Source organism: Gordonia sp. (in: high G+C Gram-positive bacteria), from assembly GCF_047600385.1.
Taxonomy (GTDB): Bacteria; Actinomycetota; Actinomycetes; order Mycobacteriales; family Mycobacteriaceae; genus Gordonia.
In genome coordinates this window covers 3,486,718-3,510,527 of the sequence record NZ_JASGKZ010000001.1, presented here as the reverse complement: position 1 = coordinate 3,510,527, position 23,810 = coordinate 3,486,718, and the positions used below count along the sequence as shown (strand labels likewise).

Here is a 23,810-nt window from a genome sequence, read left to right as displayed (position 1 = left end):
CGAATGCGGTCTTCTCGACCGCATACCGCGAAAACCACGGGATGACCTACGGTTGAGCGGTTCCCGAACGACGGTTCGGAGGGCTCCCGGAATCACTGATTCCGGGAGCCCTCGTGCATTGGGGGCCGAGTGCGCCGAGCTCCTGCCGGAGGAGAGTGTGCGGCGGCTCGACGGATGCGGTGGGGCCACCGCGATCGAGGACGAAGCGGCGAGCGCGTAGCCTGGTTCCTCGTGAACGACAAGCCAACGGGTGACTGGTCCTCTGACGACGTGCCGGCGGAAGCCGACCGCGCAGGGGAGCGGTCTCCGTCTGATGACCAGCGACGTCCGGCCCCCGCCCGCGGAGGCGGGACCGACGACGCCGAACCGGCGCAGAAGCACTGGCGCGACAAACGCGACGCGTCTTCGGAGGAGGACGACGAGCAGGGCGGCGGTCTCCTCAAGGAACTCGCCATCATCATCGGGGTCGTCCTGGTCCTGATGTTCGTGGCGACGCAGTTCCTGGTCCGCCAGTACGTGGTGCCGAGCGAGTCGATGGAGCCGACTCTGCACGGCTGCTACGGCTGCACCAACGACCGCATCATCGTCGACAAGCTGAGCTACCGGTTCACCGATCCCGAGCCCGGCGACGTCGTCGTGTTCAAGGCGCCGACGTCGAGTTGGGAGGGGTCGTGGAGTTCACCGCGGTCGACCAACGCCGTCATCAGCACGGTGCAGGACGTGCTGGCGCTCTTCTCGCTGCAGCCGCCGGACGAGAACAACCTGGTCAAACGGGTCATCGCGACCGGCGGCCAGACCGTCGAATGCCGCAACGGCAACGGTAAGGGCGTGACGGTCGACGGCAAGCCGCTGCGCGAGCCGTACATCGACAAGGATCTGCAGAACGAGGCCGGGCTGGGCTCCTGCTACGGCGACGACTTCGGGCCGATCAAGGTGCCCGCCGGACACGTCTGGGTGATGGGCGACAACCGGTCCAACTCGGCGGACTCGCGCGCCCACATGGAAGACGAGTTCGAGGGCACCGTTCCGATCTCGGACATCCGAGGCCGGGTGCGCCTCATCCTGTACCCGTTCGACCGGATGGGCGGCGTGGACTCGGTCGACCCGCAGTAGTCCGCAGTGGCCCGCGGTCGTCCGTCACGCAGTTGGCCGCCCCGCACCACGGTGCGCCGGGCGGCCTCGCTGCGCACGTACGAGTTCACGCTGGAGCGGAGCGGCCTCGGACCGGTCGCCGGGGTGGACGAAGCCGGCCGCGGCGCGTGCGCGGGACCGCTCGTCGTCGCCGCGTGCATCCTGCGGCCGGTGCAGTCGCCGGCGCTCGCCGGACTGAACGATTCGAAGAGACTGTCGGAGGCGACGCGGGAGCGGCTGTACACGGCGGTGACCCGTCACGCGGTGGCGTGGCATGTGACCGTGATCGGCGCGGCGGAGATCGACCGGATCGGGATCCACGTCGCCAACATCCGCGGCATGCGGCAGGCGGTGGCCGGTCTGCCGGTGCGCCCGGGCTACGTGCTGTCCGACGGATTCGCGGTGCCCGGGCTGCCCGCGCCGTCGCTGCCGGTGATCGGCGGCGACGCCGAGGCCGCCTGCATCGCCGCGGCCTCGGTGCTGGCGAAGGTGACCCGCGACCGCATCATGGCCGGGCTCGACGAGGTGTGTCCCGGCTACGATTTCGCGATTCACAAGGGTTACGGCACCGCGCACCACATGGCGTGCCTGGACCGGCTGGGGCCGTCGCCGGAGCACCGTATGTCGTACAAGAACGTGCGCGCTAGGCTGGGCTGATGAGCGCTGAGGATCTCGAGAAATACGAAGCCGAGATGGAGCTGTCCCTGTACCGCGAGTACAAGGACATCGTCGGACAGTTCTCATACGTGGTGGAGACCGAACGGCGGTTCTACCTGGCCAACGGGGTCAACCTGCTGCCGCGGAACAACGACGGCGAAGTCTACTTCGAGATCCATCTGACCGATGCCTGGGTCTGGGACATGTACCGTCCGGCGCGTTTCGTGAAACAGGTCCGGGTGGTGACCTTCAAGGACGTCAACATCGAGGAGCTCGAACGCTCCGAACTGCGTCTCCCGAACGAGCCGACCCTGTAACCGTGGAGCTGCGCGGCAGGCGGGTCCTGGTCACCGGGGCGTCCAGCGGGATCGGATGGGCGACGGCGACCGAACTCCACCGGCGCGGTGCTCACCTGGTGATCGCCGCGCGCAGCGTCGACAAGCTCGACGAGTTGGCGGCCCGGATCGGTGCCGAGGTGTTCCCCGTGGACCTGTCGGTCCCGGGTGCGGCGGCCCGACTGGCCGAGGCAGTGGGGCCGGTCGACGTCCTGGTGAACAACGCCGGAGCCGGAGTCGCCGCCCCGGTCGCGGTGATCGGCGACGACGAGACGGCCCGCGCGGCCCTCGAACTGAACTACTGGAGCCCGTTGGCGCTGGTCCAGGCTCTGCGGCCGCGGGCGATCGTGAACGTGACCTCGCTGGCGTTCGTCACCCCGTGGCCGCTGTCCGGGGGATACGCGGCGGCGAAGGCCGCGCTGTCGACGGCCACCGAGACCCTCCGGATGGAGAATCCCGGCACGCTCGTGGTGGAGGTGATCCCCGGTCCGGTCGACACCCCGGTGCAGGCGGAGGTTCGACTGATCCCGGGCAGTGCGCGTGTCCTCGACCGGGTGCCGACGGGGACCGCGGAGGGATGCGCGCACCGGATCGTCACCGCGTTGGCCCGGGATCGGACGCGGGTCGTCTACCCGCGGCTGTACTGGCCGGCGCTGGCCTTCCCGACGGTGGGACGGCGTCTCCTGCGGTTGACGGCGCGTCACGTGGTGACGCCGGAGACGGTTCTCCGGACCGGGTCGCAGGGAGATCCGCAGGCGCGGGCCGCTCGGGAGTCGTGGCGTCCGCGCCGAGACCCCCGCCGGAGTCAGTAGGTGCCGAAGTCAGTAGGTCAAGAGCAGTCGATCGGCGACGACCTCCGATTCCAGCGACATTCCCTCCATCTGGAATCTGCGTAGCATCGACCGGCCGCAATTCACCATGACTTCACTCTTGAACAGGCCGTCCGGCGCCTCGTTGAGAACTGTTTTGAGTCCGGACTTCTTCGTCCCGTCGATACTGAGTGCTACTCGTACTCCGCGACTCCTGCACCTGTCGATCGCCTCGAACAGCTCTTCCAGTGAGAACCGGTGGGCGCCGTACAGGATCGTTTGGGAGTCGGTGTACGGCGGATCGCAGTACACCAGATCTCCACGGCGCGCCTGAGCCATGGTGTCCCGGTAGTCAGCATGGGCGAACGTGGTTCCCCGGACGCGCTCCGCCCAGAGGTCGACGCGCTTGTCGAACGAGTCCGACGAAATCGGTGTGTGCGCGCCGCAAGGAGTCGAGAGATGTCGATCCGCCTGGCGGAACCGCACCACACCGCCATAGCAGGAACGGCACAGGTAGAGCAGGTCGGCTCCGTTCGGAGAGGCATTGAAAGCGGACTTGACTTGTTCGTACACCGCCGACTTGTTCGAGAAGTCGGCGGCGACTCGGTTGCGGCGCTCGGCGTACCAGGATTTGAGCTCTTCGGGGTTCTGCTCCAAGCATGTCCAGATCTCCGCGAGTGGTGCCAGCGCATCTGCCGCGACACCTCGTCGCGGTGCGTACGTGCTCAGTACGGCTCCGCTGCCGAGGAAGGGTTCGTAGTAGGTGGCGACATCGCCGGGGAAGTAGGACGCGATCTCATGCGCGAATCGCTGCTTGTTGCCGATCCACTTCAGCAGTTGGGTCTTGAACGGCGCAACCGGTTCGGGCGCTTCGAACAGAGAGGTCGTCGTCACCTCCGCGATGGTAGCATTCGGCCACCCCGTTTTTCGGATATCGGCCGATGTCGATTTCCTGCGAGCTGTTTTGGTCGACGACTCTCGGTCAGAGATCACTCTGTTCGATCATGACGGGGCTCTGTGTCGGACGTTCTCACAACGGTAAGAAGGTACTTTTCAGAAAATGACGAAGATTCGGCGCTTGTCGGGTGTGAATTCTTCCATGAGATTCCTGGAATCGCTGAAGTATCGGTTGTCGAATACGGCAGGAGCCGTGGAAGTCAGGTGGTTTCTCGTCGTCGTTCCGCAACCAGTTTTCGGAGGGTGTTGGCGTTCAGGCCGAGCTCATCTCCGACGTCCCGGCAGGCGCGGGACACGTTCACTCCGTCCCGCTGCATTCTTTCGAGAACACTGTTGACGGCCCGCTCTTTCAACTCCATGGGGATTGCTGGCATAGCCGAATGATACGTCACCTGGTGGATCGGTCGTGTGCGACCGGTGCCGCCTGTGGCTTCTGCGCGGACGGCCGCAACCATCGCCCGGCGGAGGGCGGTCAGGGGGACGGAGAAGGTCTATTTAGCACGTGCCGGGAGTCCGGACAAGGCCCGACGGCGGATCTGTGGACGGTGAGACTTGTCCACAGGACGTCGGAATCGGGTACTGACAGTGTCGTCGTGAGCTTCCATGCTGGGGTGCATGGGGGAGAACACGGTGCGCCGCGACCGGCGTGGACGAGTGGGCCGGATCGGTGAGGATCTGGCGGCCGAATACGCCGAGTCGCTCGGCTGGCGGATTCTGGAACGGAACTGGCGGACACGGTACGGCGAACTCGACCTGATCGCCGCGGACGGGACGACGCTGGTGATCGTCGAGGTCAAGACACGGGCCTCACACACCTTCACCGATCCGGTGGCGGCGGTGACCACGGGCAAACTGCGGCGGATGCGTCTGCTGGCCCGGCAGTGGCTGGCGGCTCGGCCGGAGGGTGCGCCGTGGTGGGAGGTGATCCGGTTCGACGCCGTCTCGGTGCAGCTCGATCTCGACCACCCGGAGGATCGCTCCGCCGCGCGGCTCACGCACCACACCGGACTGGTGGAGTGAGGCGGCCGTCATGCGCGTGGTCGGAAACGTCTCCTCGATGGGGCTGTGCGGATTCGTGGCGGCACCGGTCGAGATCCAGGGGAACATCGCCTCGGGGCTGCCCGGCGTCACCATCAGCGGCAGCGTCGACGGTTCGCTGCGCGAGGCGAAGGACCGGGTGCGGGCCGCGGTGGTGAACAGCGGTTTCAAGTTCCCCGAACTCAAGGTGGTGGTCGCGCTCGCGCCCGCCGAGATGCGCAAGGAGGGCTCGGGGTTCGACCTGGGCATGGCGCTCTCCATCCTCGTCGCGGACCGGCAGGCCGAGCCGGTGCGCCTGACGGACACGGTCTTCCTGGGCGAGCTGGCGCTCGACGGCCGGGTCCGGGCGGTTCGGGGCGTGCTCCCGCTGCTGCTCGCCGCCCGCGATGCGGGCTTCGGGCGTGCCGTGGTGCCGGTGGACAACCTGCGTGAGGCGGCCCTGGTGGAGGGTATCGAGGTCGGCGGTGCGCAGTCGCTCGCCCAGGTGGTGGCCTGGCTGGCCGGTCACACGGTGCTCGAATCGGTGCCCGGCGGCGACTCCGGCCCGCCGCCGCCGATCCCGGACATGGCCGACGTGGCGGGACAGTCGGAGGCGCGCCACGCTCTGGAGGTCGCGGCCGCCGGCGGCCACCACGTGCTGATGACCGGTCCGCCGGGAATCGGCAAGACCATGCTCGCCTCCCGGATCCCGGGGATACTGCCGCCGCTGCTGCCCGAGGAGGCGCTGGAGGTGACGGCGATCCACTCGGTCGCGGGCACCCTTCCCTCGCACCATCCGCTGATCACCGTGCCGCCGTTCGTCGCGCCGCACCACAGCGTCACCGCGACGGCGCTGCTCGGCGGCGGCACCGGCATGGCCCGTCCGGGCGCGGTGTCGCGGGCCCATCGCGGGGTGCTCTTCCTGGACGAGTGCGCGGAGATGGGCCCGAAGGTGCTCGACGGTCTGCGTCAACCGCTCGAAGAAGGCCGCGTCACGGTGTCCCGGCGCGACGGCGACGCCAGCTATCCGGCCCGGTTCCTCCTGCTGCTCGCCGCCAACCCGTGCCCGTGCGCACCGGCGCACGACGTCGACTGCGTCTGCACCTCGATCGTCCGGCGCCGCTACCTGGGCAGACTCTCCGGTCCGCTGATGGATCGCATCGACATCCGGGTGCAGATGGAGCCGCCGGGGAGCACCATGCTCCTGAGCGAGCGCGGAGAGTCGTCGGCGGTGATCGCGGAACGGGTGATCGCCGCCCGCGTTCGGGCGCGTGAGCGATGGCGGGCGCACGGCTGGCTGACCAATGCGGAGGTGCCCGGCCGGGCGTTGCGGCAGGACTTCCCGCTTCCGCCAGAGGCGCTGGCGCCGATCGAGACGTATCTGCGGGACGGCCGGGTGACCGCGCGCGGAGCGGATCGGGCGCTCCGGCTCGCCTGGACCCTCTGCGATCTGCGCGAGGGAGGCAGGCCCGGCGCCGCCGACGTCGCGCAAGCCCTGATGTATCGCGATCGGGAGTTCCGGTGAGCACGGGGGAGCGGGAACTACGCGCGTGGGCCTATCTGACCGCGGTCGCCGAGCCGCCCTGCGCACCCCTGATCGACCTGGTCCGGCGCCACGGCGCCGAGGAGACCGCCCGGATGATCAAGGCCCGGGCGCTGCCGGCGGACGGTGCGGCGGTGGCGACGGCCACCGAGGCGCGCCACCGCGTCGACACCGCCGCGCGGGATCTGGAGACTGCGGCCGCGGTCGGCGCCCGGCTGGTCACCCGGGACGACGCGGAGTGGCCCGCGTGGAGTCTGCTCGCCCTCGACCAGGCGAGCACCGCGGTGCGCGGCGGTGCGCCGCTGGCGCTCTGGGTGCGCGGACCGCACCCGCTGGTGGAAGTGACCGAATCGGCGGTGGGCGTGGTCGGATCGCGTGCGGCAACGTCGTACGGGGAGCACGTCGCCGGTCGGATGGGATCGGGACTCGCAGGCGCCGGCTGGACCGTCGTGTCGGGTGGGGCGTACGGGATCGACGGGTGCGCGCATCGGGGAGCCCTCGCGGCCGGCGGCCTCACGATGGCGGTGCTGGCGTGCGGGATCGATCGCGACTATCCGACCGGTCATGCGAAACTGCTCGCCGAGATCGGCCGTCGAGGCGTGGTCGTGACCGAGTACGCCCCCGGGACGACGGCGGCCAAACACCGGTTCCTCACCCGGAACCGGCTGGTCGCCGCTCTGTCGAACGCACTGGTGGTGGTGGAGGCGGGACGACGCTCCGGTGCGGCGAACACCGCCGCGTGGGCCCGGCACCTCGGCAGGCCGCTGGGCGCGGTGCCGGGACCGGTGACGAGCGCGATGTCGGTGGGCTGTCACCAGATGATCGCCGACGGCGAAGCGACGCTCGTGGCGGACGAGGTCGCCGCCCGGGCGCTGGTCGACGTCGACGGCCGGGACCGTCGTCGGCAGTCGCCGTCGCGGTCCACCGACGGACTCTCCCCGGAGCAGTTCCAGGTGGTGGAGGCTCTCCCGGCTTCAGGTGGGCTCAGCGTCGACGAGGTCGCCTTCGTCTCGGGTCTCCCCGTCGACCGGGTCCGTCCGGCGCTGGCCATGCTGGAGGTGAAGGGCCTGGTCGAGACCTCCGGCGGGGTGTGGAGTCTGGGAGGACGGCGATGACCGACCTCGCCGCGAGTGCTCGACGCCGCCGAGGGGCGTCTGCCCGCCGGACTTCTTCCGCCCGGCTCGGAGCCGGATCACTCGGGCTCTGCCATCGGGGCGAGGAAGTCGACGTCGGTCAGCCGGATCCGGGTGTTCAGGTCGCCGCCCCAGTCGACGCCGATCCCGTGTCTGCGGAAGACCGGCACCACGACGTCGTTCATCAGCCCGACGGTCACTCGCGCGTACTCCCGATCGCGCTCGGCGTCGGACATGCCCTCCCACTCGCTCTGTGTGAAGAACGCGGGGAGGAAGGCCCCGTAGTTCAGGTAGGTGGTCCGGTCCTGGAAGATCCCGTCGGTGTCCTGCTGGTGGAAGAAGACGTACCCCTTCCACTCGCGGGAGTCGTCACGCTCGTCGACGATCTCCGCGCTGCCGCAGGTGCCGCAGCAGGTGAAGTCGCCGCGCGCGACGATCCCGGTGTCGTTCAGCTCGGCGAAGGCGCGGTCGAGTGCGGTGACCGGCAGCGGGAGACCCCACCGGGCCTGCTGATCGCGCCGGGCCTCGATCACCGACCGGAACCACGCGGCGGCGCGGTCGGCCGAGATCTCGGCGGCGGCGAGTTCGTCCTCGAAGTAATCGAGGTACACCTCGACGTCGTTCTCGCCGTGCAACACCTGCTGCCAGGTCTGTTCCTCCACGTACTCGGCGTCCTCACCGAGATCCCAGTCCACAGGCAGGGCGTATCCGTCGGGGCGTGCGTAGTGATCGATGCTCATGGGGACGTTCTACACGCGGGTGCCGACATCGCCGGGGGACTCGGCGCCCCACCGCGAACGTCTCCGGCCGCCGAGACGCGTGGTGACTATCGTCAAGTGACGATCGACTCCGCTTCGAGAGGAAGACCGCCGTGTTCGACGACCTGGAACCGTGGACACCCGACGAGGTGACGAGGATGGAGACGCTGCTCGGGGCGCTTCCGGGATGGGAGGTCGTGTGACCGCGCGCGGTGGGATCGACCTCGACCTCGACCTCGATCCCGACCTCGACGACGAGGGATGCATCTCCGCGGTTCTCACCGAGGGGGCGTGGCAGCTCCGGATCCGTGCGACGCCCACCGAGTTCGCACGACTGCGGGACGTCCGCGCGGCGTCGTGGGCGGACCGGACGTCGATACGTGCGGGCACGGTGGCGGGGACCCCGGTGTTCTTCTCGTGCGAAGGGGACACCGTGACGTTGCTGGTCGGCCACGACGACGAGACCTGGGAACTGGCCGTCGAACTGCCGGTGGGTCTGGTCGACGAACTGGTCGAGGCCTGTCCGGAAGGCTGATGCGCGGCCCGGGGCGAACCGGTGAGAAGCGGTGTTACTTAGGGTGCCCTCACCGCGTATTCGGGAGGCGGGTAGCGTGGTCGGCATGGCACGGCGACTGAACACGATGACGGTCCAGCGGACCGAACGGCTCACCGATCACATGATCCGCGTCTGGCTCGGCGGTGACGGCTACGACGACTTCGCCGCGACCGGCGACACCGACATGTACATCAAGCTGATCCTGCCGCCGGCCGGGGTGGACGTGACCTACCCCGAGCCGCTGGACATGGACCGCGTCGCCGCCGAGTTCCCGGCCGAGCAGCAGCCGGTCCTGCGCACCTACACCGTTCGGCGCGACGACCCGCAGGCCCGCGAGATCGCGGTCGACTTCGTGGTCCACGGCGACGAGGGCATCGCCGGTCCGTGGGCGGCCCGGGCGCAGCCGGGCGAGACGGTCCACTTCTTCGGCCCCGGCAGCGGTTACCGGCCCGACCCGAAGGCTCCGTGGCATCTGCTGGTCTCCGACGAGGCCGGGCTCCCGGCCCTTGCCGCGGCCCTCGAGGCGCTGCCCGCGCAGGCGATCGCCAAGGTCTTCATCGAGGTCGGCGGCCCCGAAGACGAGCTCGCGCTGACCGCGCCGGCCGGTGCGGAGATCACCTGGGTGCACCGCGGTGCGTCGTCGGACACCGCGGGAGACGACGTGAGCGGCGACGACGCCCCGGTGATCGCCGCGGTCCGCGCCGCCGAATGGCTCGCCGGCGAACCACAGGTCTTCATCCACGGTGAGGCGCAGGCGGTGATGAAGAACCTGCGCCCGTACGTCCGCAAGGAGCGCGGGGTCAGCGCGAAGCGCGCCTCGTCGATCTCCGGCTACTGGCGTCGAGGACGGACCGAGGAGGGCTTCCGCCAGTGGAAGGCCGAACAGCGGGCCGCGGGCAAGGACTGAACGACGACTCGTCTCCGGGCGGCCCCGCCGGGTCGCTCGGAGACGGGACCGTTCGACCCGCGGTCGGTCAGACCACCGTCTCCTCGTCGACGGGGCGGCGAGCCGGAATGCTCAGCGCGGTGACCGTCGCCAGCAGACAGGTGGTCAAGGCGATGCAGACCCCCCACACGTAGGCCCCGGACGACGGCAACGGCACCGCGGTTCCGCCCGAGGTCTGGACGGCCACGGTCGACGCGGACAGGATCATCCCGACCGCCGCAGTCGCCAGCGAGGTGCCGACCGAGCGCATCAGCGCGTTGACGCCGTTCGCCTCGCCGGTGTGCGATACCGGCACCCAGCGCATGATCAGGGCGGGCATCGCCGAATAGGCGATGCCCAGTCCGGCGCCGGAGAGGATGTTCGCCGCCAGCAGCCACATCCAGTTCCCCGCCCACGGGCCGGTGATCATCACCAGCAGCACCGTGTAGCTGCCGCCCATCACCAGCGAGCCGAGCGAGAGCGAGACCCGGGCGCCGTAGCGGCCGGTCAGGGCGGCCGACACCGACGAGAAGACGAACATCACCAGGCCGCCGGGCATCAGGACCAGACTGGCGAGCACCATCGACAGCCCGAAACCGAGGCTGCCGGCGGCGTTCGCACCGGTCGGCGCCATCAGGATCTGGATCGGGATCATCTGCATGGCGTAGAAGGCGAACCCGGAGGCGATGGAGGCGAGGTTGGTCAGCAGCACCGCGCGGCGGACGTTGAGACGCAGATCCACCAGGGGGTTCTCCCGGCGTCGTTCCCAGCGGCACCACCAGATCGTCGAGACGACGAAGCCGGCGAACAGGCCGAGGGTGACCGGGCTGCCCCAGCCCCACTCGTTTCCCTTCGACACCGCCAGCAGGATGCAGGTCAGCAGCACGGTGAGACCGGCGGCGCCCGGATAGTCGAACCGCCCACCGGTCGGCGTGCCGTGATCGGGCACCGTCACGACGACGGCGACCCCGGCGAGGAGGGCCACCGCCGCGGACACCCAGAACAGCGCGTGCCAGTTCAGATTGTCCGCGATGGCCGCGGCGAACGGCAGACCGAGCGAACCGCCGACGCCGAGAGAGGCGCTCATCGCTCCGACCGAGCCGCTGAGACGTTCGGCCGGCACGATGTCGCGCATCAGCGAGATCCCGAGCGCGATGGTCCCGATCCCCAGCCCCTGCAGGCCGCGGCCGATCATGAAGACGAACAGTCCGGGCGCCAGGGCGCACACCGCCGAGCCGACGGACACCGCGGCCATCGAGGCGACCACCATGCGTTTCTTGCCGAACATGTCGCCCAACCGGCCCGCGATCGGCGTGATCACCGAACCCACGAGGAGCGTGATGGTCAACGCCCACGAGGCGTTGGTCTGAGACGTCTTCAACAGCGTCGGCAGCGACGGGATCAGCGGGACGATGATCGTCTGCATCACGGCGACGACGACGCCCGCCGCGCAGAGCACGGCGATCGCGAGCCGGGGATGCGACTCGGGCGGGGTGGTGGTCAAGGTGCGGGTTCTTCTCCGGCTCGGGTGAGCGCATCAGGATGGTCGAGACCGCCCTCGACGAGGGCGGACGGAGCGTTCGCTCTCCCGTGAACCGTATACTTTGCGTCCGCTCCGCGGACAGCTACCCGCGCGTACCGTCGGCCCGCACGGGCGGCCCTACACTGGCGGCATGGCCGAGGTGCTGTCCGAGTTCGCCGATCACCTGCGCTGGGAAGCCGGGCGCAGCGAGCACACGGTGCGCGCCTACGTCGGCGATGTCCGCGGACTGATCTCCTTCGCCGGTGCGCGCGGAGTGCCGTCCACCGGGATCGATCTGGACCTGCTGCGCGCCTGGCTCGCCGAGCAGACCCGGCGCGGAGCGGCCCGCACCACGGTGGCCCGGCAGGTGTCGTCGGCCAAGACCTTCTGCGCCTGGGCGCACCGCGAAGGTCTGCTGGCGACGAATCCGGCGGCCCGACTCCAGGCTCCGAAGGCGCACCGCACCCTGCCCGCGGTCCTCGACCCGGAGCAGGCGGCCGCGGCGATCGCCGCGGCCGCCTCGCCCCCGGAGGCGAGGGACACGGGGGGCGAGAGGGACACGGGGGGCGAGAGGGACACGGGGGGCGAGGTGGGGCACGCCGGGGGCGGCGAGGACGCTCCGCTCGCCCTGCGCGACCGCCTGATCGTCGAACTCCTGTACTCCTGCGGGATCCGCGTGGGTGAGCTGTGCGGACTGGACCTGGGCGACGTCGACGCCGACCGGCGGGTGCTGCGCGTGATCGGCAAGGGCGACAAACAGCGTTCGGTGCCGTTCGGGGCGCCGGCCGCGGCGGCGGTCGCGGCCTGGCTGCAGCGCGGGCGCCCGGCACTCGTGACGGCGAAGTCCGGGGAGGCGCTGCTGCTCGGCGCTCGCGGCGGACGCCTCGACCAGCGCATGGCGCGCACCGTGGTGCACCGGGCGACGGCCGCGCAGGGCGTCGAGATCGGGCCGCACGGACTGCGGCACAGCGCCGCCACGCACCTGCTGGAGGGCGGCGCCGACCTGCGGGTGGTCCAGGAGCTGCTCGGCCACTCGTCGCTGGCCACCACCCAGCTGTACACGCACGTCAGCGTCGAACGGTTGCGGGCGGTGCACGACCAGGCGCATCCGCGGGCCTGAGCGCCGTCGTCCACGGCTCGGCGCGGCCCCGAGCGGCCCGGAGATCCGAGGCGGCCGCACGGCGGTCACCCGGGCCGGTCACCCGGGCCGGTCGCCGACCGGTTTCAGACGCACCCGGACCGCCCCGACCAGCGCCAGGGGATCGAGGTATTCGGCGGTGCGGCCCGCCCCGCGCCGCGCACCCCAGTGCAGGCAGGCGGCGGCCGGACAGCCCGCGTGCCCGGCGTCGAGATACCCGAGCACCCGGCCGCGGACGACGGTCTCCCCGGCGCGGACCGTCGCACGCACCGGTTCGTAGGTGGTGATGATCCCGTCGGGATGGAGCACCGACACCGTCGGACGGCCGCCGACCGTGCCGGCGAAACGCACCGTCCCGGCGCCGGCGGCCAGCACGGCGGCATCCGGTGCGGCGCCCAGGTCCACACCGCGATGCCCGGACCGCCAGCGCTGCGCCGGAGGATCGAAACCCCGCTCGACGGACGGCCGCGGCGCGAGCGGCCACTCGTAGGGTCCGCGCGGGGCGGCCGTCGCCGCACCGCCGACCGTCGAGAGCATCGCCAGGAGCGCCGTCGTCAGGAGTGCCGTCGTCAGCAGTGCCGCAGCCCGGGCCGTCGAGCGCACCGGAGCAGACCGCAGCAGAGCCGACCGGGACGGAGACGATCGGAACGGGGACGATCGGAGTGGAGACGATCGGAGCGGGGAAGACCTCATACAGATCAGACGCAGCGGAGGCCGATCCGGATCCCTTTTGCTCCTTCGGCGTGTCGCGGCGTAGAGTCGATCACTGCATCCCACCGGTCTCTCCGGCGGGATGACTTCGCGCGTTCGCGCGTCCGGCATCCGTGCCGGACACCACGGCAGCACCCTGCGGTCCCGGGATCCCGGGCCGGTCTGCCCGCGGACGCCAGGACCGGCGTCGACCGACGACCGGTGAAACCGAGAAAAAGGAATACCCATGGCAGTCGTGACCATGCGGCAGCTGCTCGACAGCGGCGCCCACTTCGGACATCAGACCCGTCGCTGGAACCCGAAGATGAAGCGTTTCATCTTCACCGACCGCAACGGCATCTACATCATCGATCTGCAGCAGACGCTGACCTACATCGATCGCGCCTACGAGTTCGTCAAGGAGACCGTCGCCCACGGCGGCACCGTGCTCTTCGTCGGCACCAAGAAGCAGGCGCAGGAGTCGATCGCCGCGGAGGCGACCCGCGTCGGCATGCCCTACGTCAACCAGCGCTGGCTGGGCGGCATGCTCACCAACTTCAACACCGTGCACAAGCGTCTCCAGCGCATGAAGGAGCTGGAGGCCATGGAGCAGACCGGTGGCTTCGAGGGTCGCACCAAGAAAGAGATCCTCATGCTCACGCGTGAGAAGAACAAGCTCGAGCGCACGCTCGGCGGCATCCGCGACATGGCCAAGGTCCCCTCGGCTCTCTGGGTCGTCGACACCAACAAGGAGCACATCGCCGTCGGCGAGGCCCGCAAGCTGAACATCCCGGTCATCGCGATCCTGGACACCAACTGCGACCCCGACCTGGTCGACTACCCGATCCCGGCGAACGACGACGCCATCCGCAGCACCGCGCTGCTGACCCGCGTCATCGCCACCGCCGTCGCCGAGGGCGTGCAGGCCCGCGCGGGCAAGGCCTCGGGCGACGCCAAGCCGGAGACCGGCGAGGGCGAGCCGCTCGCGGAGTGGGAGCAGGATCTGCTCGCCACTCCCGAGGCCGCCGCGGAGCCCGCCGCCGAAGCGCCTGCCGCCGAGGTGCCCGCCGCTGAGTGATCGCCTCTAGGCTGATCACGTCAGAACCCACCCACTTCTTCTCCGAAGGGAGTCGCCACCCATGGCGAACTACACCGCGGCAGACGTCAAGCGTCTGCGCGAACTGACCGGCTCGGGCATGCTCGACTGCAAGAACGCCCTGGCCAACAACGACGGTGACTTCGACAAGGCAGTCGAAGAGCTCCGCATCAAGGGTGCCAAGGACGTCGGCAAGCGCGCCGAGCGCGCCACCGCCGAGGGCCTGGTCGCCGCCCGCGACGGCGTCATGATCGAGCTGAACGCCGAGACCGACTTCGTCGCCAAGAACGACGAGTTCCAGAAGCTGGCCGAGGACGTCCTGGGTGCGGCCGTCGAGCTGCGCTCCAGCGACGTCGAGGCGCTCCTGGCCGCACCGCTGGGCGAGGGCACCGTGGCCGCCGCCGTCGAGGGCCTCTCGGCCAAGATCGGCGAGAAGCTGGTCCTGCGTCGCGTCGCCGCGTACGAGGGCCCCGTCGCCGTCTACCTGCACAAGCGTGCATCGGACCTGCCGCCGAGCGTCGGCGTCCTGGTCTCCTACACCGGTGAGGGCGACGCCGCGGCCGAGGCCGCGCGCGGTGCCGCCATGCAGGTCGCCGCACTCAAGGCGAAGTACGCCTCGCGGGACGACGTCCCCGAGGACGTCGTCGCGAACGAGCGTCGTATCGCCGAGGAGACCGCCAAGGCCGAGGGCAAGCCGGAGAAGGCGCTGCCGAAGATCGTCGAGGGTCGCGTCAACGGCTTCTACAAGGACGTCGTCCTGGTGGATCAGCCGTCGGTCACCGACTCCAAGAAGACCGTGAAGGCGATCCTGGACGAGGCCGGCGCCGCCGTCGTCGCGTTCACCCGCTTCGAGGTCGGCCAGGCCTGACGGTCCGCCGAACACCCGGCCCCGCCGTGTCCTCACCGGACGCGGCGGGGCCGAAGTGTTTCTCGGGGCGATTCACCACTATGATCAGGAGAGTTTGGCCATCGGTCGGCCAGACCCTGTCCATCACCGACGAAGGGGCACGATGACGCAGCCACAGGCACCTGTACAGCGCGAAGGATTCAGCAGGGTGTTGCTGAAGCTCGGCGGCGAGATGTTCGGTGGCGGCTCGGTCGGACTCGACCCGGACGTGGTCGCCATGGTCGCCGACCAGATCGCCGAGGTGGTGCAGAGCGGCGTCCAGGTGGGCATCGTGATCGGCGGCGGCAACTTCTTCCGCGGCGCCGAACTCCAGCAGCGCGGCCTGGACCGGGCGCGCTCGGACTACATGGGCATGCTCGGCACCGTGATGAACTGCCTCGCTCTGCAGGACTTCCTGGAGAAGCGGGGGATCGACACCCGCGTCCAGACCGCGATCACCATGGGGCAGGTCGCCGAGCCGTACCTGCCGCTGCGCGCGGTCCGGCACCTGGAGAAGGGGCGTGTGGTGATCTTCGGCGCGGGTATGGGCATGCCGTACTTCTCCACCGACACCACCGCGGCTCAGCGCGCCCTGGAGATCAAGGCGGAGGCAGTGCTGATGGCCAAGGCCGTCGACGGCGTCTACTCGGACGATCCGCGGACCGACCCGGATGCGGAGCTGTACCGCGAGATCACCCACCGCGAGGTCCTGGACAAGGAGCTCAAGGTGGCCGACGCGACGGCTTTCTCACTCTGTATGGACAACAACATGCCGATTCTGGTGTTCAATCTCCTCGAGCGCGGCAACATCGCCCGTGCGGTCGCGGGAGAGAGCATCGGCACCCTGGTCTCGTCCTGACCGTCGTACCCGCCCGGTGACGGTCCCGCAGTGGACCGCGATCGACCCCAGCACGAGATCGACCCCAGCACGACCCGCCCAGCGAATCCCGACACACCTGCCAGACCAGTGATAGGACGACGATGATCGACGAGACCCTGCTCGACGCCGAGGAGAAGATGGAGAAGGCCGTCGCGCATCTGCGTGACGAGATGACCTCCATCCGCACCGGCCGCGCCAACCCGGCGATGTTCAACAAGGTGATGGTGGAGTACTACGGTGCTCTCACCCCGATCACACAGGTGTCGAGCATCAACGCGCCCGAGCCGCGCATGATCGTCATCAAGCCGTACGAGCAGTCGATCATGGGCGACGTCGAGACCGCCATCCGGAACTCCGACCTGGGCGTGAACCCGACCAACGACGGCAACGTGATCCGCGTGGCGATCCCGCAGCTCACCGAGGAGCGCCGCCGCGACCTGGGCAAGCAGGCCCGCGGCAAGGGCGAGGACGCCAAGATCGCGATCCGCAACGTCCGCCGCAAGGCCGTCGAAGAACTGCACCGCATCCAGAAGGACGGCGAGGCGGGCGAGGACGAGGTGAAGCGGGCCGAGAAGGACATCCAGACGACCACCGACACCTACACCCAGCAGGTCGACGAGGTCGTGAAGCACAAAGAAGCCGAGCTGCTCGAAGTATGACCACCGATCCGCAGCCGAAGGCGTCCAAGGCCGGACGCAACCTCCCCGCGGCCATCGGCGTGGGCGTGGGACTCGGTGCCGGGCTCATCGCGGTGCTGGCCTTCGTCCCCCGCGGCTGGTTCCCGGTGGTCGCGGTGGCCGTCGCGATCGCCACCTGGGAGGTGGCCGCGCGGCTGCGCGAAGGCGGTCGTCACGTCGCCTTGATCCCGCTCCTGATCGGCGGCCAGGCCGTCGTCTGGTCCACGTGGCCGTGGGGGCTGGACGGTGCGCTGGTCGCGTTCGCCGGAACCGCCCTGGCCGTCCTCGCCTGGAAGCTGTTCGCCCAGGGGCTGTCGGCGGCGCCGCACGAGTACACGCGCGATGCCGCGCTCTCCCTGCTGGTCCTCGCCTGGATCCCGCTGATGGCGGTGTTCGCCGTCGACATGGTCCAGCAGGGGCTCGCCGACGATCCCGACGGCGGCCGTTACCGGGTCTTCACCTTCCTGATCGTGCTGGTCTGCTCGGACGTCGGCGGCTACACCGCGGGCGTCCTGTTCGGCAGGCATCCGATGGTCCCGGCGATCAGCCCGAAGAAGTCGTGGGAGGGTCTGGCCGGTTCGATCCTGTTCTCCACGATCGGCGCGGTGTGCTGCATGCACTGGATGCTCGACGCCCAGTGGTGGATCGGCCTGGTCCTCGGCCCGGTGCTGGTGATCGTCGGGACGTTCGGCGACCTGATCGAATCCCAGATCAAACGGGATCTCGGGATCAAGGACATGGGCACGCTGCTGCCGGGGCACGGCGGCATCATCGATCGCATCGACTCGCTGCTGCCGGGTGCGTTCGTCACCTGGTGCGTGCTCACCGCACTGCTGTAGCGGAACGACGCTCTCCGGGACACGTACCGGAGAGCGTCGCGTCGGTTACTTCGCGGCCGCGTTCCGGCGCGCCTTGTCGACCCTGTTGAGGGCGCGGCGCAGCTCCATGATCCGCGCGGCGCTGATCGCCAGGGTGATGATCGCGCCGAGCAGCGCGGCGATCAACAGGCTCACCCCGACGGGGAGCCGGACCTTCCAGAACAGCAGGTCGATGTCCTGGGAGCCCTGGTTCCGCAGGATGAAGACCAGGAGCAGGATCGTCACGACGATGCCGACAACCCACCCGAAGTAGGTGGCCCGCGACCGCGTGTGGGCGACGCTGCGCACCTGTCGTCGGGCCTCGCTGAGCGCCCGGCGTTCGGGACCGGAGGCGTCGTCGACCGGGGCGGGAACACGGGGTGCCGGAACGGCGGCGGGGTCGTCGTGCGTCTCTGGAGTGCTCATCGGGTCATCATCGCATGAGAGAATGGTCGTGTGACCAGCCTTCCCCTTGTTTTCTCCGCGCCCCGGCGCGGCAAGCCGCCGACGCATTTCGCCGACCTCGACGAGGCCGGACGGATCGCGGCGGTGGCGGAGCTGGGTCTGCCGAAGTTCCGGGCCAATCAGCTGGCCAAGCAGTACTACGGCAGGCTCAACGCCGACGTCGCCGAGATGACCGACCTCCCCGCCGGTATCCGCGACGACGTCGGAGCCGCCCTCTTCCCGACGTTGATGACCGCCGTCCGGCACGTCTCGTGCGACGACGGAACCACCCGCAAGACGCTCTGGCGTCTGCACGACGGCACGCTGCTCGAATCGGTGCTGATGCGCTACTCCGACCGCAACACCCTGTGCATCTCCTCACAGGCCGGCTGCGGCATGGCCTGCCCGTTCTGCGCCACCGGCCAGGGCGGACTCGACCGGAACCTGTCGACGGCGGAGATCATCGACCAGGTGCGGGCCGCGGCCCGCGCCCTGCGCGACGGCGACGTCGGCGAACCCGGCCGGCTCTCGAACATCGTCTTCATGGGCATGGGCGAGCCGCTGGCCAACTACAAGCGCGTGGTCGACGCGGTCCGGAAGATCACCTCGCCCGAACCGAACGGTCTGGGCATCTCCGCACGCTCGGTGACCGTCTCGACGGTCGGCCTGGCTCCGGCGATCCGGAAACTGGCCGACGAGGGCATCCCGGTCACCCTCGCCGTCTCGCTGCACACGCCCGACGACGAGTTGCGCGACACCCTGGTGCCGGTGAACAACCGCTGGTCCGTGCAGGAGGTGCTCGACGCCGCGCGCTACTACGCCGACACCACCGGCCGCCGCGTCTCCATCGAGTACGCGCTGATCAAAGAGGTGAACGATCAGCCGTGGCGCGCCGACATGCTCGGGAAGAAGCTGCACCGGGCGCTCGGTTCGATGGTGCACGTGAACCTGATCCCGCTGAACCCGACACCGGGCTCGGAATGGGATGCCAGCCCGAAGGACGTCGAGCGCGAGTTCGTGCGTCGGGTCCGCGAACAGGGCGTCTCGTGCACGGTGCGCGACACCCGGGGCCAGGAGATCGCCGCCGCCTGCGGTCAGCTGGCGGCCGAGGAGAAGTAGACCCGGCGGCGCACCCGCGGGCCCGCGTCAGCGGTCGGATTCGTCGTCGCCCTCGCCGTCGTGGTGACTCTCGCCGTCGTCGTGACCGTCGCCGGTGCGGTGATCGTCGTACCGGCTGTGATGACTCTCGCCGTCGTGGGTGCCATCGAACTCCCGACCGACGACGTAGCCGCCGCCGGCGCCGATCAGCAGCAGGGCCGCGGCCGCGGTGAGACCGCCGCCGATCTTCCATCCGATCTCGCGGAGACGGCTGCCGGGTCGCGGGGCCGCGGGCACCGGGTCGGGCGCCACGGCGTGCGGGATCCGGTCGGCGAGGACGGGGCCGGAGTCCTTCTCGTCGGTGCTCGTTTCGGTGGTGCTCGCTTCGGCGGTGCCGGTCTCGTCGGGGTTCCGGTCGTCGGTCGGGTTCGTCATCGCGCCTCTTCTCGGGTGGGCACCGGCGTCGTCCGGTGCGGTGAGTCCATGGTCGCTTCGGGCACCTGAAGAATCGCTGTCATGCGCCGGTGGCGGCCGGACCCCGCGATGCGATCAGCCGCCCCGGTGGACCGGGGCGGCTGATCGTCTCGAACGGGGTGCGGCTACTTGCCGTGGCGCTTCCACTCGTTCTTCTTGGGGCGCAGCTTGTAGAGCGGGAAGGCGATCAGCACGATGCCGATGCCGACCAGGAAGATGTCTTCGACGTGACCGTGGTGGTTGCCGATCAGCATGCCGAACATGATCAGACCGCTGATGAAGGACGCGATCGCGTAGGTGCGCGGGGCCGTGCCCGACCAGCCGAAACGCGCCGAGGGCGCGTCCGGATCCTCGCGAACCCAGCCGGTATCGACGTAATCGACCTCGGTGCTTGCCACTTCGAACTCCTCGGTGTCGGGGTCAGATGGAAATACCGATGTATGACGACCGGTAGTAGCTAGGGCTACAGCATAACCCGACCGTCGTACGCGACAATGACCGGTGTGACGACACGTGTTGCGGCGGACCGGCCGCCCGGTTCCCGGCACCGGGTCCTGGTCCTCGGCTCGACGGGTTCGGTCGGCACTCAGGCGCTGGAGGTGATCGCCGACCACCCCGAACGGTTCGAGGTGGTCGGGCTCGGCGCCGGCGGCGGAAACCTCGATCTGCTCGCCCGGCAGGCGGCCGCGACCGGACTGGCGGCCGGTGCGCTCGCCGTCGCCGACGAGGACGCGGCCGCCGCGTTCGGCGACCGGCTGGGCGGCCGGGTGTTCGGCGGCGAGCACGCGCTGGTGGAGCTGATCGAGGCGACCGAGGCGGACGTGGTCCTCAACGGCGTCGTCGGCTCGATCGGTCTGCGGCCGAGTCTGGCGGCGCTGGAGTCGGGTGCCCGGCTGGCGCTGGCGAACAAGGAGTCGCTGGTGGCAGGCGGTGCGCTGGTGCTCGCCGCCGCGTCGCCCGGCCAGATCGTGCCCGTCGACTCCGAGCACTCGGCGATCGCCCAGTGCCTGCGCGGCGGGACCGCCGACGAGGTGGACCGACTGGTGCTCACCGCCTCCGGGGGACCGTTCCACGGCTGGACCGCCGCGCAGGTGAGGGAGGCGACTCCCGAACAGGCGGGCGAGCACCCGACCTGGTCGATGGGGCCGATGAACACCCTCAACTCGGCGACGCTGGTGAACAAGGCGCTCGAGGTGATCGAGGCGCACCTGCTGTTCGGCGTCCCCTACGACCGGATCGACGTCACCGTGCACCCGCAGTCGATCGTGCACTCGATGGTGACCTTCGTCGACGGCGCGACCATCGCGCAGGCGTCGCCGCCGTCGATGAAGCTGCCGATCGCGCTCGCCCTCGGAGGGCCGGCCCGGGTGCCGGGATCGTCGGCCGCCTGCGACTGGTCCACCGCATCGGAGTGGACCTTCGAACCGGTCGATGACGAGGTGTTCCCGGCCGTTCGCGTGGCCCGGCAGGCGGGGGAGGCGGGCGGCGGTCTCACCGCGATCTACAACGCGGCCAACGAAGTCGCGGCGGCGGGCTTCCTCGCGGGGGCGATCGCCTTCCCGGACATCGTCGCGATCATCGTCGACGTGCTGGCGCAGGCGGATCGGTGGACTTCTGCACCCGGTACTGTGGACGAGGTATTGGCCGCCGACGCGTGGGCGCGGCAGCGGGCCGCCGCACTCGTGGCGCGGCGACCTCGCCCGGGTGCGGCGAGCGGGATAGACAGGGCAAGGAAGACGTGAGTTTCGTTCTCGGTGTGGTGGCGTTCGCGCTGGCACTGCTGATCTCCATCGCCTGGCATGAATGCGGTCACATGTGGGCCGCGCAGGCGACGGGGATGAAGGTCCGCCGCTACTTCGTCGGATTCGGTCCCACCCTGTGGTCCACCCGGCGCGGGGAGACCGAGTACGGCATCAAGGCGATCCCGCTCGGCGGTTTCTGCGACATCGCCGGGATGACGCCGCACGACGAGCTGGCCGAGGAGGACCGCGATCGGGCGATGTACCGGCAGGCCACCTGGAAGCGCCTGACGGTGCTGTTCGCCGGGCCCGCACAGAACTTCGTCTTCGCGTTCGTGCTGGTGATCGGCGTCGCGCTGGTGTGGGGGCTCCCCATCCTCGGGGACAAACCGGTGTACGCCACCGAGATCGGGTGCGTCGCACCGACGACCAATGCGAAGGGACGGCCGGTCGACTGCACCGGCCCGGCGCCCGCCGCGGCCGCGGGCCTGCGGTCGGGCGACCGGATCCTGGCCGTGAACGGTCATTCGGTGACGGGTTCGCCGGACCTGGTCAAGAAGGTGCAGGCCACCACCGGGGAACTGCGGCTCACCGTGCAGCGCGGCGAGGACACGCGGGATCTGACGGTGCCGGTGACCCGGGTGCAGCGCATGACGCAGAACCCGGACGAGACGCTCTCACCGGTGACGGTCGGCGCGATCGGCGTCAGCCTGCACCAGGACACCGTCCGCGACTACGACGCGCTGACCGTGTGGGGCGGCGCGGTGAGCTTCACCGGCGACATGTTCGCCGAGACGTGGAAGGCGCTCATCTCGCTGCCGTCCAAGGTGGGCAAGCTGTGGACCGCCGTCACCGGCGGCGAACGCGACCCGGACACCCCGGTCAGCGTGTACGGCGCCTCGGTGCTGGGCGGCGAGGCCGCCGAACGCGGCTACTGGGACGTCTTCTTCCTGCTGCTGATCAGCGTGAACTTCTTCCTCGGCGCGTTCAACCTGGTCCCGCTGCTGCCGCTCGACGGCGGGCACATGGCGATCGCGCTGTACGAGAGGTGCCGCGACGTGGTCCGGCGCCGATTCGGCAAGGCCGCCGTCGGCCCGGTCGACTACTACCGGCTGCTGCCGCTGACCTACGGCGTGGTGGCGGTGATGGCGGCGTTCATGGTGCTCACCCTCACCGCCGACATCATCAATCCCATCAAGGTCTTCTGACGACCGGTACGGCGGAAAGCGCTGATCTGCGGTGTCACCGTGATCGGGCGTCGATGTCGTTACGGTCGATCTCACCCGACGACAGCCGGAACCGACGACGAAGGAGCACGAGATGGCGTGGAGTGGAGACCCGATCTGGTTGCCGGAGGTGTTGCGCGGCGCCGGCTGCAAGGTGATCGAGCAGCCGGGATGGCGGGACCGGGGCCACGGTGATTTCCTGACCATCACGCACGTGATGTGGCATCACACCGCCGGCGGCGGCCCGCAGGACTGGGTGCTGGTGCAGAACGGCACCAACGGCATGGCGGGTCCGCTCGCCCAACTGGTGCTCGAGCGGGACGGCACCTACCGGATCATCGCGGCCGGCGTCGCCTGGCATGCGGGCGTCGGGTCGTGGCCGGGGCTGCCGACGAACAACGCGAACTGGCATGCGATCGGCATCGAGGCCGTCAACGACGGGCGCGGCCAGGAGTGGCCGCAGGTGCAGCGGGAGGCCTACCGGATCGGCACCGCCGCGATCCTGCGCAGGCTCGGGCGGGGTGCGGACGGCGTCGTCGCGCACAAGGAGTACGCCAAGATCCAGGGCAAGATCGACCCCTACCCGTTCGACATGGTCGACGAACGACGCCGCGTCGCGGCCCTTCTCGCGGGCCGTCCGCCCGCCCCGGTGCGCAGCGAGATCGACCACTACGCCGCGCAGTCGGCGAACACCTGGATCGGGAAGCGGGTGACGAAGGCCGGGACGGAGGTGCCCGTCGGCCCGCCGGGCGGCGGCGGCCGGGCGGTCGAGTTCGAGAACGCCGTCGTCTACTGGTCGAAGGCGACGGGCGCGCACGCGGTGCCGCGCGGCGTCCTGCTGGAGGAGTACCAGCGGCGCGGCGGCACCGGCGGCGCACTCGGGTTCCCGGCCCGCGAGTTCACGCGGCTGACGAAGAACCCGCGCGGCGACCTCGGTGCGGTCCAGGCGTTCGAGCGAGGCGTGCTCTACAAGAGGGATGCCGACGAGCGCGGATACCCGGTGTTCGGGAGGATCGGCGAGCACTGGGCGCAGTCCGGGTATGAGAACGGCCCGGCCGGGTACCCGACCTCCGACGAGCGCGAGCTCGACGGCGGCTTCATCGCGCAGGACTTCCAGTACGACCGGCTCGTGTTCTCGCCGTCGATGGTCGTGCCCGCATCGGTGCTGCAGGATCGGCGCGGAGGCGACCCGGACCCGGACGGACGGTAGGAAACACCAGCGCCCGGGCGGCCCCGCCGAACGACGTCGGCGGATCCTCCAA

The 23,810-nt window shown here is 69.9% G+C and carries 27 protein-coding genes; 19 read left to right on the top strand and 8 right to left on the bottom strand.

Going from position 1 to position 23,810, the window contains the following annotated elements; genetic code table 11:
* The first annotated feature begins 270 nt into the window (after positions 1–270).
* The 4 genes from lepB to QM809_RS15855 are packed head-to-tail and all read left to right on the top strand — an operon-like array spanning position 271 to position 2,935.
* Positions 271–1,113, top strand: a complete 843-nt coding sequence (gene lepB / locus QM809_RS15870) for a signal peptidase I (RefSeq protein ID WP_415047119.1) — start codon at positions 271–273, stop codon at positions 1,111–1,113.
* Positions 1,114–1,119: 6 nt separating this feature from the next.
* Entirely contained in the window at positions 1,120–1,788 is a 669-nt protein-coding gene (locus QM809_RS15865) for a ribonuclease HII (protein ID WP_415046681.1), read from the top strand.
* Entirely contained in the window at positions 1,788–2,105 is a 318-nt protein-coding gene (locus QM809_RS15860; protein ID WP_415046680.1) for a DUF2469 domain-containing protein, read from the top strand. Before QM809_RS15865 ends, QM809_RS15860 begins: the two co-directional genes overlap by 1 nt.
* Positions 2,106–2,107: 2 nt before the next feature.
* Positions 2,108–2,935: an SDR family NAD(P)-dependent oxidoreductase gene (locus QM809_RS15855; RefSeq protein WP_415046679.1), complete on the top strand. Its 828-nt coding sequence runs from the start codon at positions 2,108–2,110 to the stop codon at positions 2,933–2,935.
* 9 nt (positions 2,936–2,944) lie between these two features.
* Here QM809_RS15855 and QM809_RS15850 read toward each other — a convergent pair whose 3' ends face one another.
* Both QM809_RS15850 and QM809_RS15845 read right to left on the bottom strand, forming a co-directional pair.
* On the bottom strand, positions 2,945–3,826 hold the full coding sequence (locus QM809_RS15850) for a Dam family site-specific DNA-(adenine-N6)-methyltransferase (protein WP_415046678.1): 882 nt from the start codon (positions 3,824–3,826) through the stop codon (positions 2,945–2,947).
* Between the two features lie 263 nt (positions 3,827–4,089).
* Positions 4,090–4,263: a hypothetical protein gene (locus QM809_RS15845; protein ID WP_415046677.1), complete on the bottom strand. Its 174-nt coding sequence runs from the start codon at positions 4,261–4,263 to the stop codon at positions 4,090–4,092.
* Between the two features lie 241 nt (positions 4,264–4,504).
* Between QM809_RS15845 and QM809_RS15840 the strand changes: the two genes are divergently transcribed.
* The 3 genes from QM809_RS15840 to dprA are packed head-to-tail and all read left to right on the top strand — an operon-like array spanning position 4,505 to position 7,564.
* A complete protein-coding gene (locus tag QM809_RS15840; protein ID WP_415046676.1) occupies positions 4,505–4,909 on the top strand; it encodes a YraN family protein in 405 nt (134 codons plus the stop codon).
* Positions 4,910–4,919: 10 nt separating this feature from the next.
* Positions 4,920–6,431 (top strand): YifB family Mg chelatase-like AAA ATPase, encoded by a 1,512-nt coding sequence (locus QM809_RS15835; RefSeq protein WP_415046675.1) that lies wholly within the window; start codon positions 4,920–4,922, stop codon positions 6,429–6,431.
* The gene (gene dprA, locus QM809_RS15830; RefSeq protein ID WP_415046674.1) at positions 6,428–7,564 is read left to right on the top strand and encodes a DNA-processing protein DprA; all 1,137 of its coding nucleotides are present in this window, start codon (positions 6,428–6,430) and stop codon (positions 7,562–7,564) included. Before QM809_RS15835 ends, dprA begins: the two co-directional genes overlap by 4 nt.
* Before the next feature lie 77 nt (positions 7,565–7,641).
* Here dprA and QM809_RS15825 read toward each other — a convergent pair whose 3' ends face one another.
* Positions 7,642–8,322, bottom strand: coding sequence for a DUF6891 domain-containing protein (locus QM809_RS15825; RefSeq protein WP_415046673.1), 681 nt, complete (start codon positions 8,320–8,322; stop codon positions 7,642–7,644).
* A 217-nt stretch (positions 8,323–8,539) separates the two neighbouring features.
* On the opposite strand from QM809_RS15825, the gene QM809_RS15820 reads away from it, so the two are divergent.
* Entirely contained in the window at positions 8,540–8,875 is a 336-nt protein-coding gene (locus QM809_RS15820) for a hypothetical protein (protein WP_415046672.1), read from the top strand.
* A gap of 85 nt (positions 8,876–8,960) precedes the next feature.
* Positions 8,961–9,803 (top strand): siderophore-interacting protein, encoded by an 843-nt coding sequence (locus QM809_RS15815; protein ID WP_415046671.1) that lies wholly within the window; start codon positions 8,961–8,963, stop codon positions 9,801–9,803.
* A 67-nt stretch (positions 9,804–9,870) separates the two neighbouring features.
* On the opposite strand, the gene QM809_RS15810 is transcribed toward QM809_RS15815, so the two are convergent.
* A complete protein-coding gene (locus tag QM809_RS15810) occupies positions 9,871–11,325 on the bottom strand; it encodes an MFS transporter (protein WP_415046670.1) in 1,455 nt (484 codons plus the stop codon).
* Positions 11,326–11,494: 169 nt separating this feature from the next.
* On the opposite strand from QM809_RS15810, the gene QM809_RS15805 reads away from it, so the two are divergent.
* Positions 11,495–12,463 (top strand): tyrosine recombinase XerC, encoded by a 969-nt coding sequence (locus tag QM809_RS15805; protein ID WP_415046669.1) that lies wholly within the window; start codon positions 11,495–11,497, stop codon positions 12,461–12,463.
* Positions 12,464–12,541: 78 nt separating this feature from the next.
* Here QM809_RS15805 and QM809_RS15800 read toward each other — a convergent pair whose 3' ends face one another.
* Positions 12,542–13,018, bottom strand: a complete 477-nt coding sequence (locus QM809_RS15800; protein ID WP_415047118.1) for a M23 family metallopeptidase — start codon at positions 13,016–13,018, stop codon at positions 12,542–12,544.
* Positions 13,019–13,418: 400 nt separating this feature from the next.
* Here QM809_RS15800 and rpsB point away from each other — a divergent pair, with 400 nt between their 5' ends.
* The 5 genes from rpsB (at position 13,419) to QM809_RS15775 (ending at position 17,549) form a co-directional block, all read left to right on the top strand.
* Entirely contained in the window at positions 13,419–14,249 is an 831-nt protein-coding gene (gene rpsB / locus QM809_RS15795) for a 30S ribosomal protein S2 (RefSeq protein ID WP_415046668.1), read from the top strand.
* A 61-nt stretch (positions 14,250–14,310) separates the two neighbouring features.
* On the top strand, positions 14,311–15,135 hold the full coding sequence (gene tsf, locus QM809_RS15790) for a translation elongation factor Ts (protein ID WP_415046667.1): 825 nt from the start codon (positions 14,311–14,313) through the stop codon (positions 15,133–15,135).
* A 142-nt stretch (positions 15,136–15,277) separates the two neighbouring features.
* Positions 15,278–16,012, top strand: coding sequence for a UMP kinase (gene pyrH, locus QM809_RS15785; RefSeq protein ID WP_415046666.1), 735 nt, complete (start codon positions 15,278–15,280; stop codon positions 16,010–16,012).
* Between the two features lie 122 nt (positions 16,013–16,134).
* Entirely contained in the window at positions 16,135–16,692 is a 558-nt protein-coding gene (gene frr / locus QM809_RS15780; protein WP_415046665.1) for a ribosome recycling factor, read from the top strand.
* Positions 16,689–17,549, top strand: a complete 861-nt coding sequence (locus tag QM809_RS15775) for a phosphatidate cytidylyltransferase (protein ID WP_415046664.1) — start codon at positions 16,689–16,691, stop codon at positions 17,547–17,549. Before frr ends, QM809_RS15775 begins: the two co-directional genes overlap by 4 nt.
* Positions 17,550–17,594: 45 nt before the next feature.
* On the opposite strand, the gene QM809_RS15770 is transcribed toward QM809_RS15775, so the two are convergent.
* Positions 17,595–17,993: a LapA family protein gene (locus tag QM809_RS15770; RefSeq protein WP_415046663.1), complete on the bottom strand. Its 399-nt coding sequence runs from the start codon at positions 17,991–17,993 to the stop codon at positions 17,595–17,597.
* Positions 17,994–18,023: 30 nt separating this feature from the next.
* Between QM809_RS15770 and rlmN the strand changes: the two genes are divergently transcribed.
* Positions 18,024–19,130 (top strand): 23S rRNA (adenine(2503)-C(2))-methyltransferase RlmN, encoded by a 1,107-nt coding sequence (gene rlmN, locus QM809_RS15765; protein WP_415046662.1) that lies wholly within the window; start codon positions 18,024–18,026, stop codon positions 19,128–19,130.
* 27 nt (positions 19,131–19,157) lie between these two features.
* Here rlmN and QM809_RS15760 read toward each other — a convergent pair whose 3' ends face one another.
* Entirely contained in the window at positions 19,158–19,544 is a 387-nt protein-coding gene (locus QM809_RS15760; protein WP_415046661.1) for a hypothetical protein, read from the bottom strand.
* A gap of 164 nt (positions 19,545–19,708) precedes the next feature.
* A complete protein-coding gene (locus QM809_RS15755) occupies positions 19,709–19,981 on the bottom strand; it encodes a DUF2631 domain-containing protein (protein WP_415046660.1) in 273 nt (90 codons plus the stop codon).
* Between the two features lie 96 nt (positions 19,982–20,077).
* Here QM809_RS15755 and dxr point away from each other — a divergent pair, with 96 nt between their 5' ends.
* The 3 genes from dxr to QM809_RS15740 all read left to right on the top strand — a co-directional run bounded on the left by dxr (position 20,078) and on the right by QM809_RS15740 (position 23,758).
* Positions 20,078–21,325, top strand: coding sequence for a 1-deoxy-D-xylulose-5-phosphate reductoisomerase (dxr, locus tag QM809_RS15750; RefSeq protein ID WP_415046659.1), 1,248 nt, complete (start codon positions 20,078–20,080; stop codon positions 21,323–21,325).
* Entirely contained in the window at positions 21,322–22,530 is a 1,209-nt protein-coding gene (locus QM809_RS15745; protein ID WP_415046658.1) for a M50 family metallopeptidase, read from the top strand. The genes dxr and QM809_RS15745 overlap by 4 nt, the downstream gene beginning before the upstream one ends.
* Before the next feature lie 112 nt (positions 22,531–22,642).
* Entirely contained in the window at positions 22,643–23,758 is a 1,116-nt protein-coding gene (locus QM809_RS15740; RefSeq protein WP_415046657.1) for an N-acetylmuramoyl-L-alanine amidase, read from the top strand.
* The last annotated feature ends 52 nt before the right edge of the window (positions 23,759–23,810 follow it).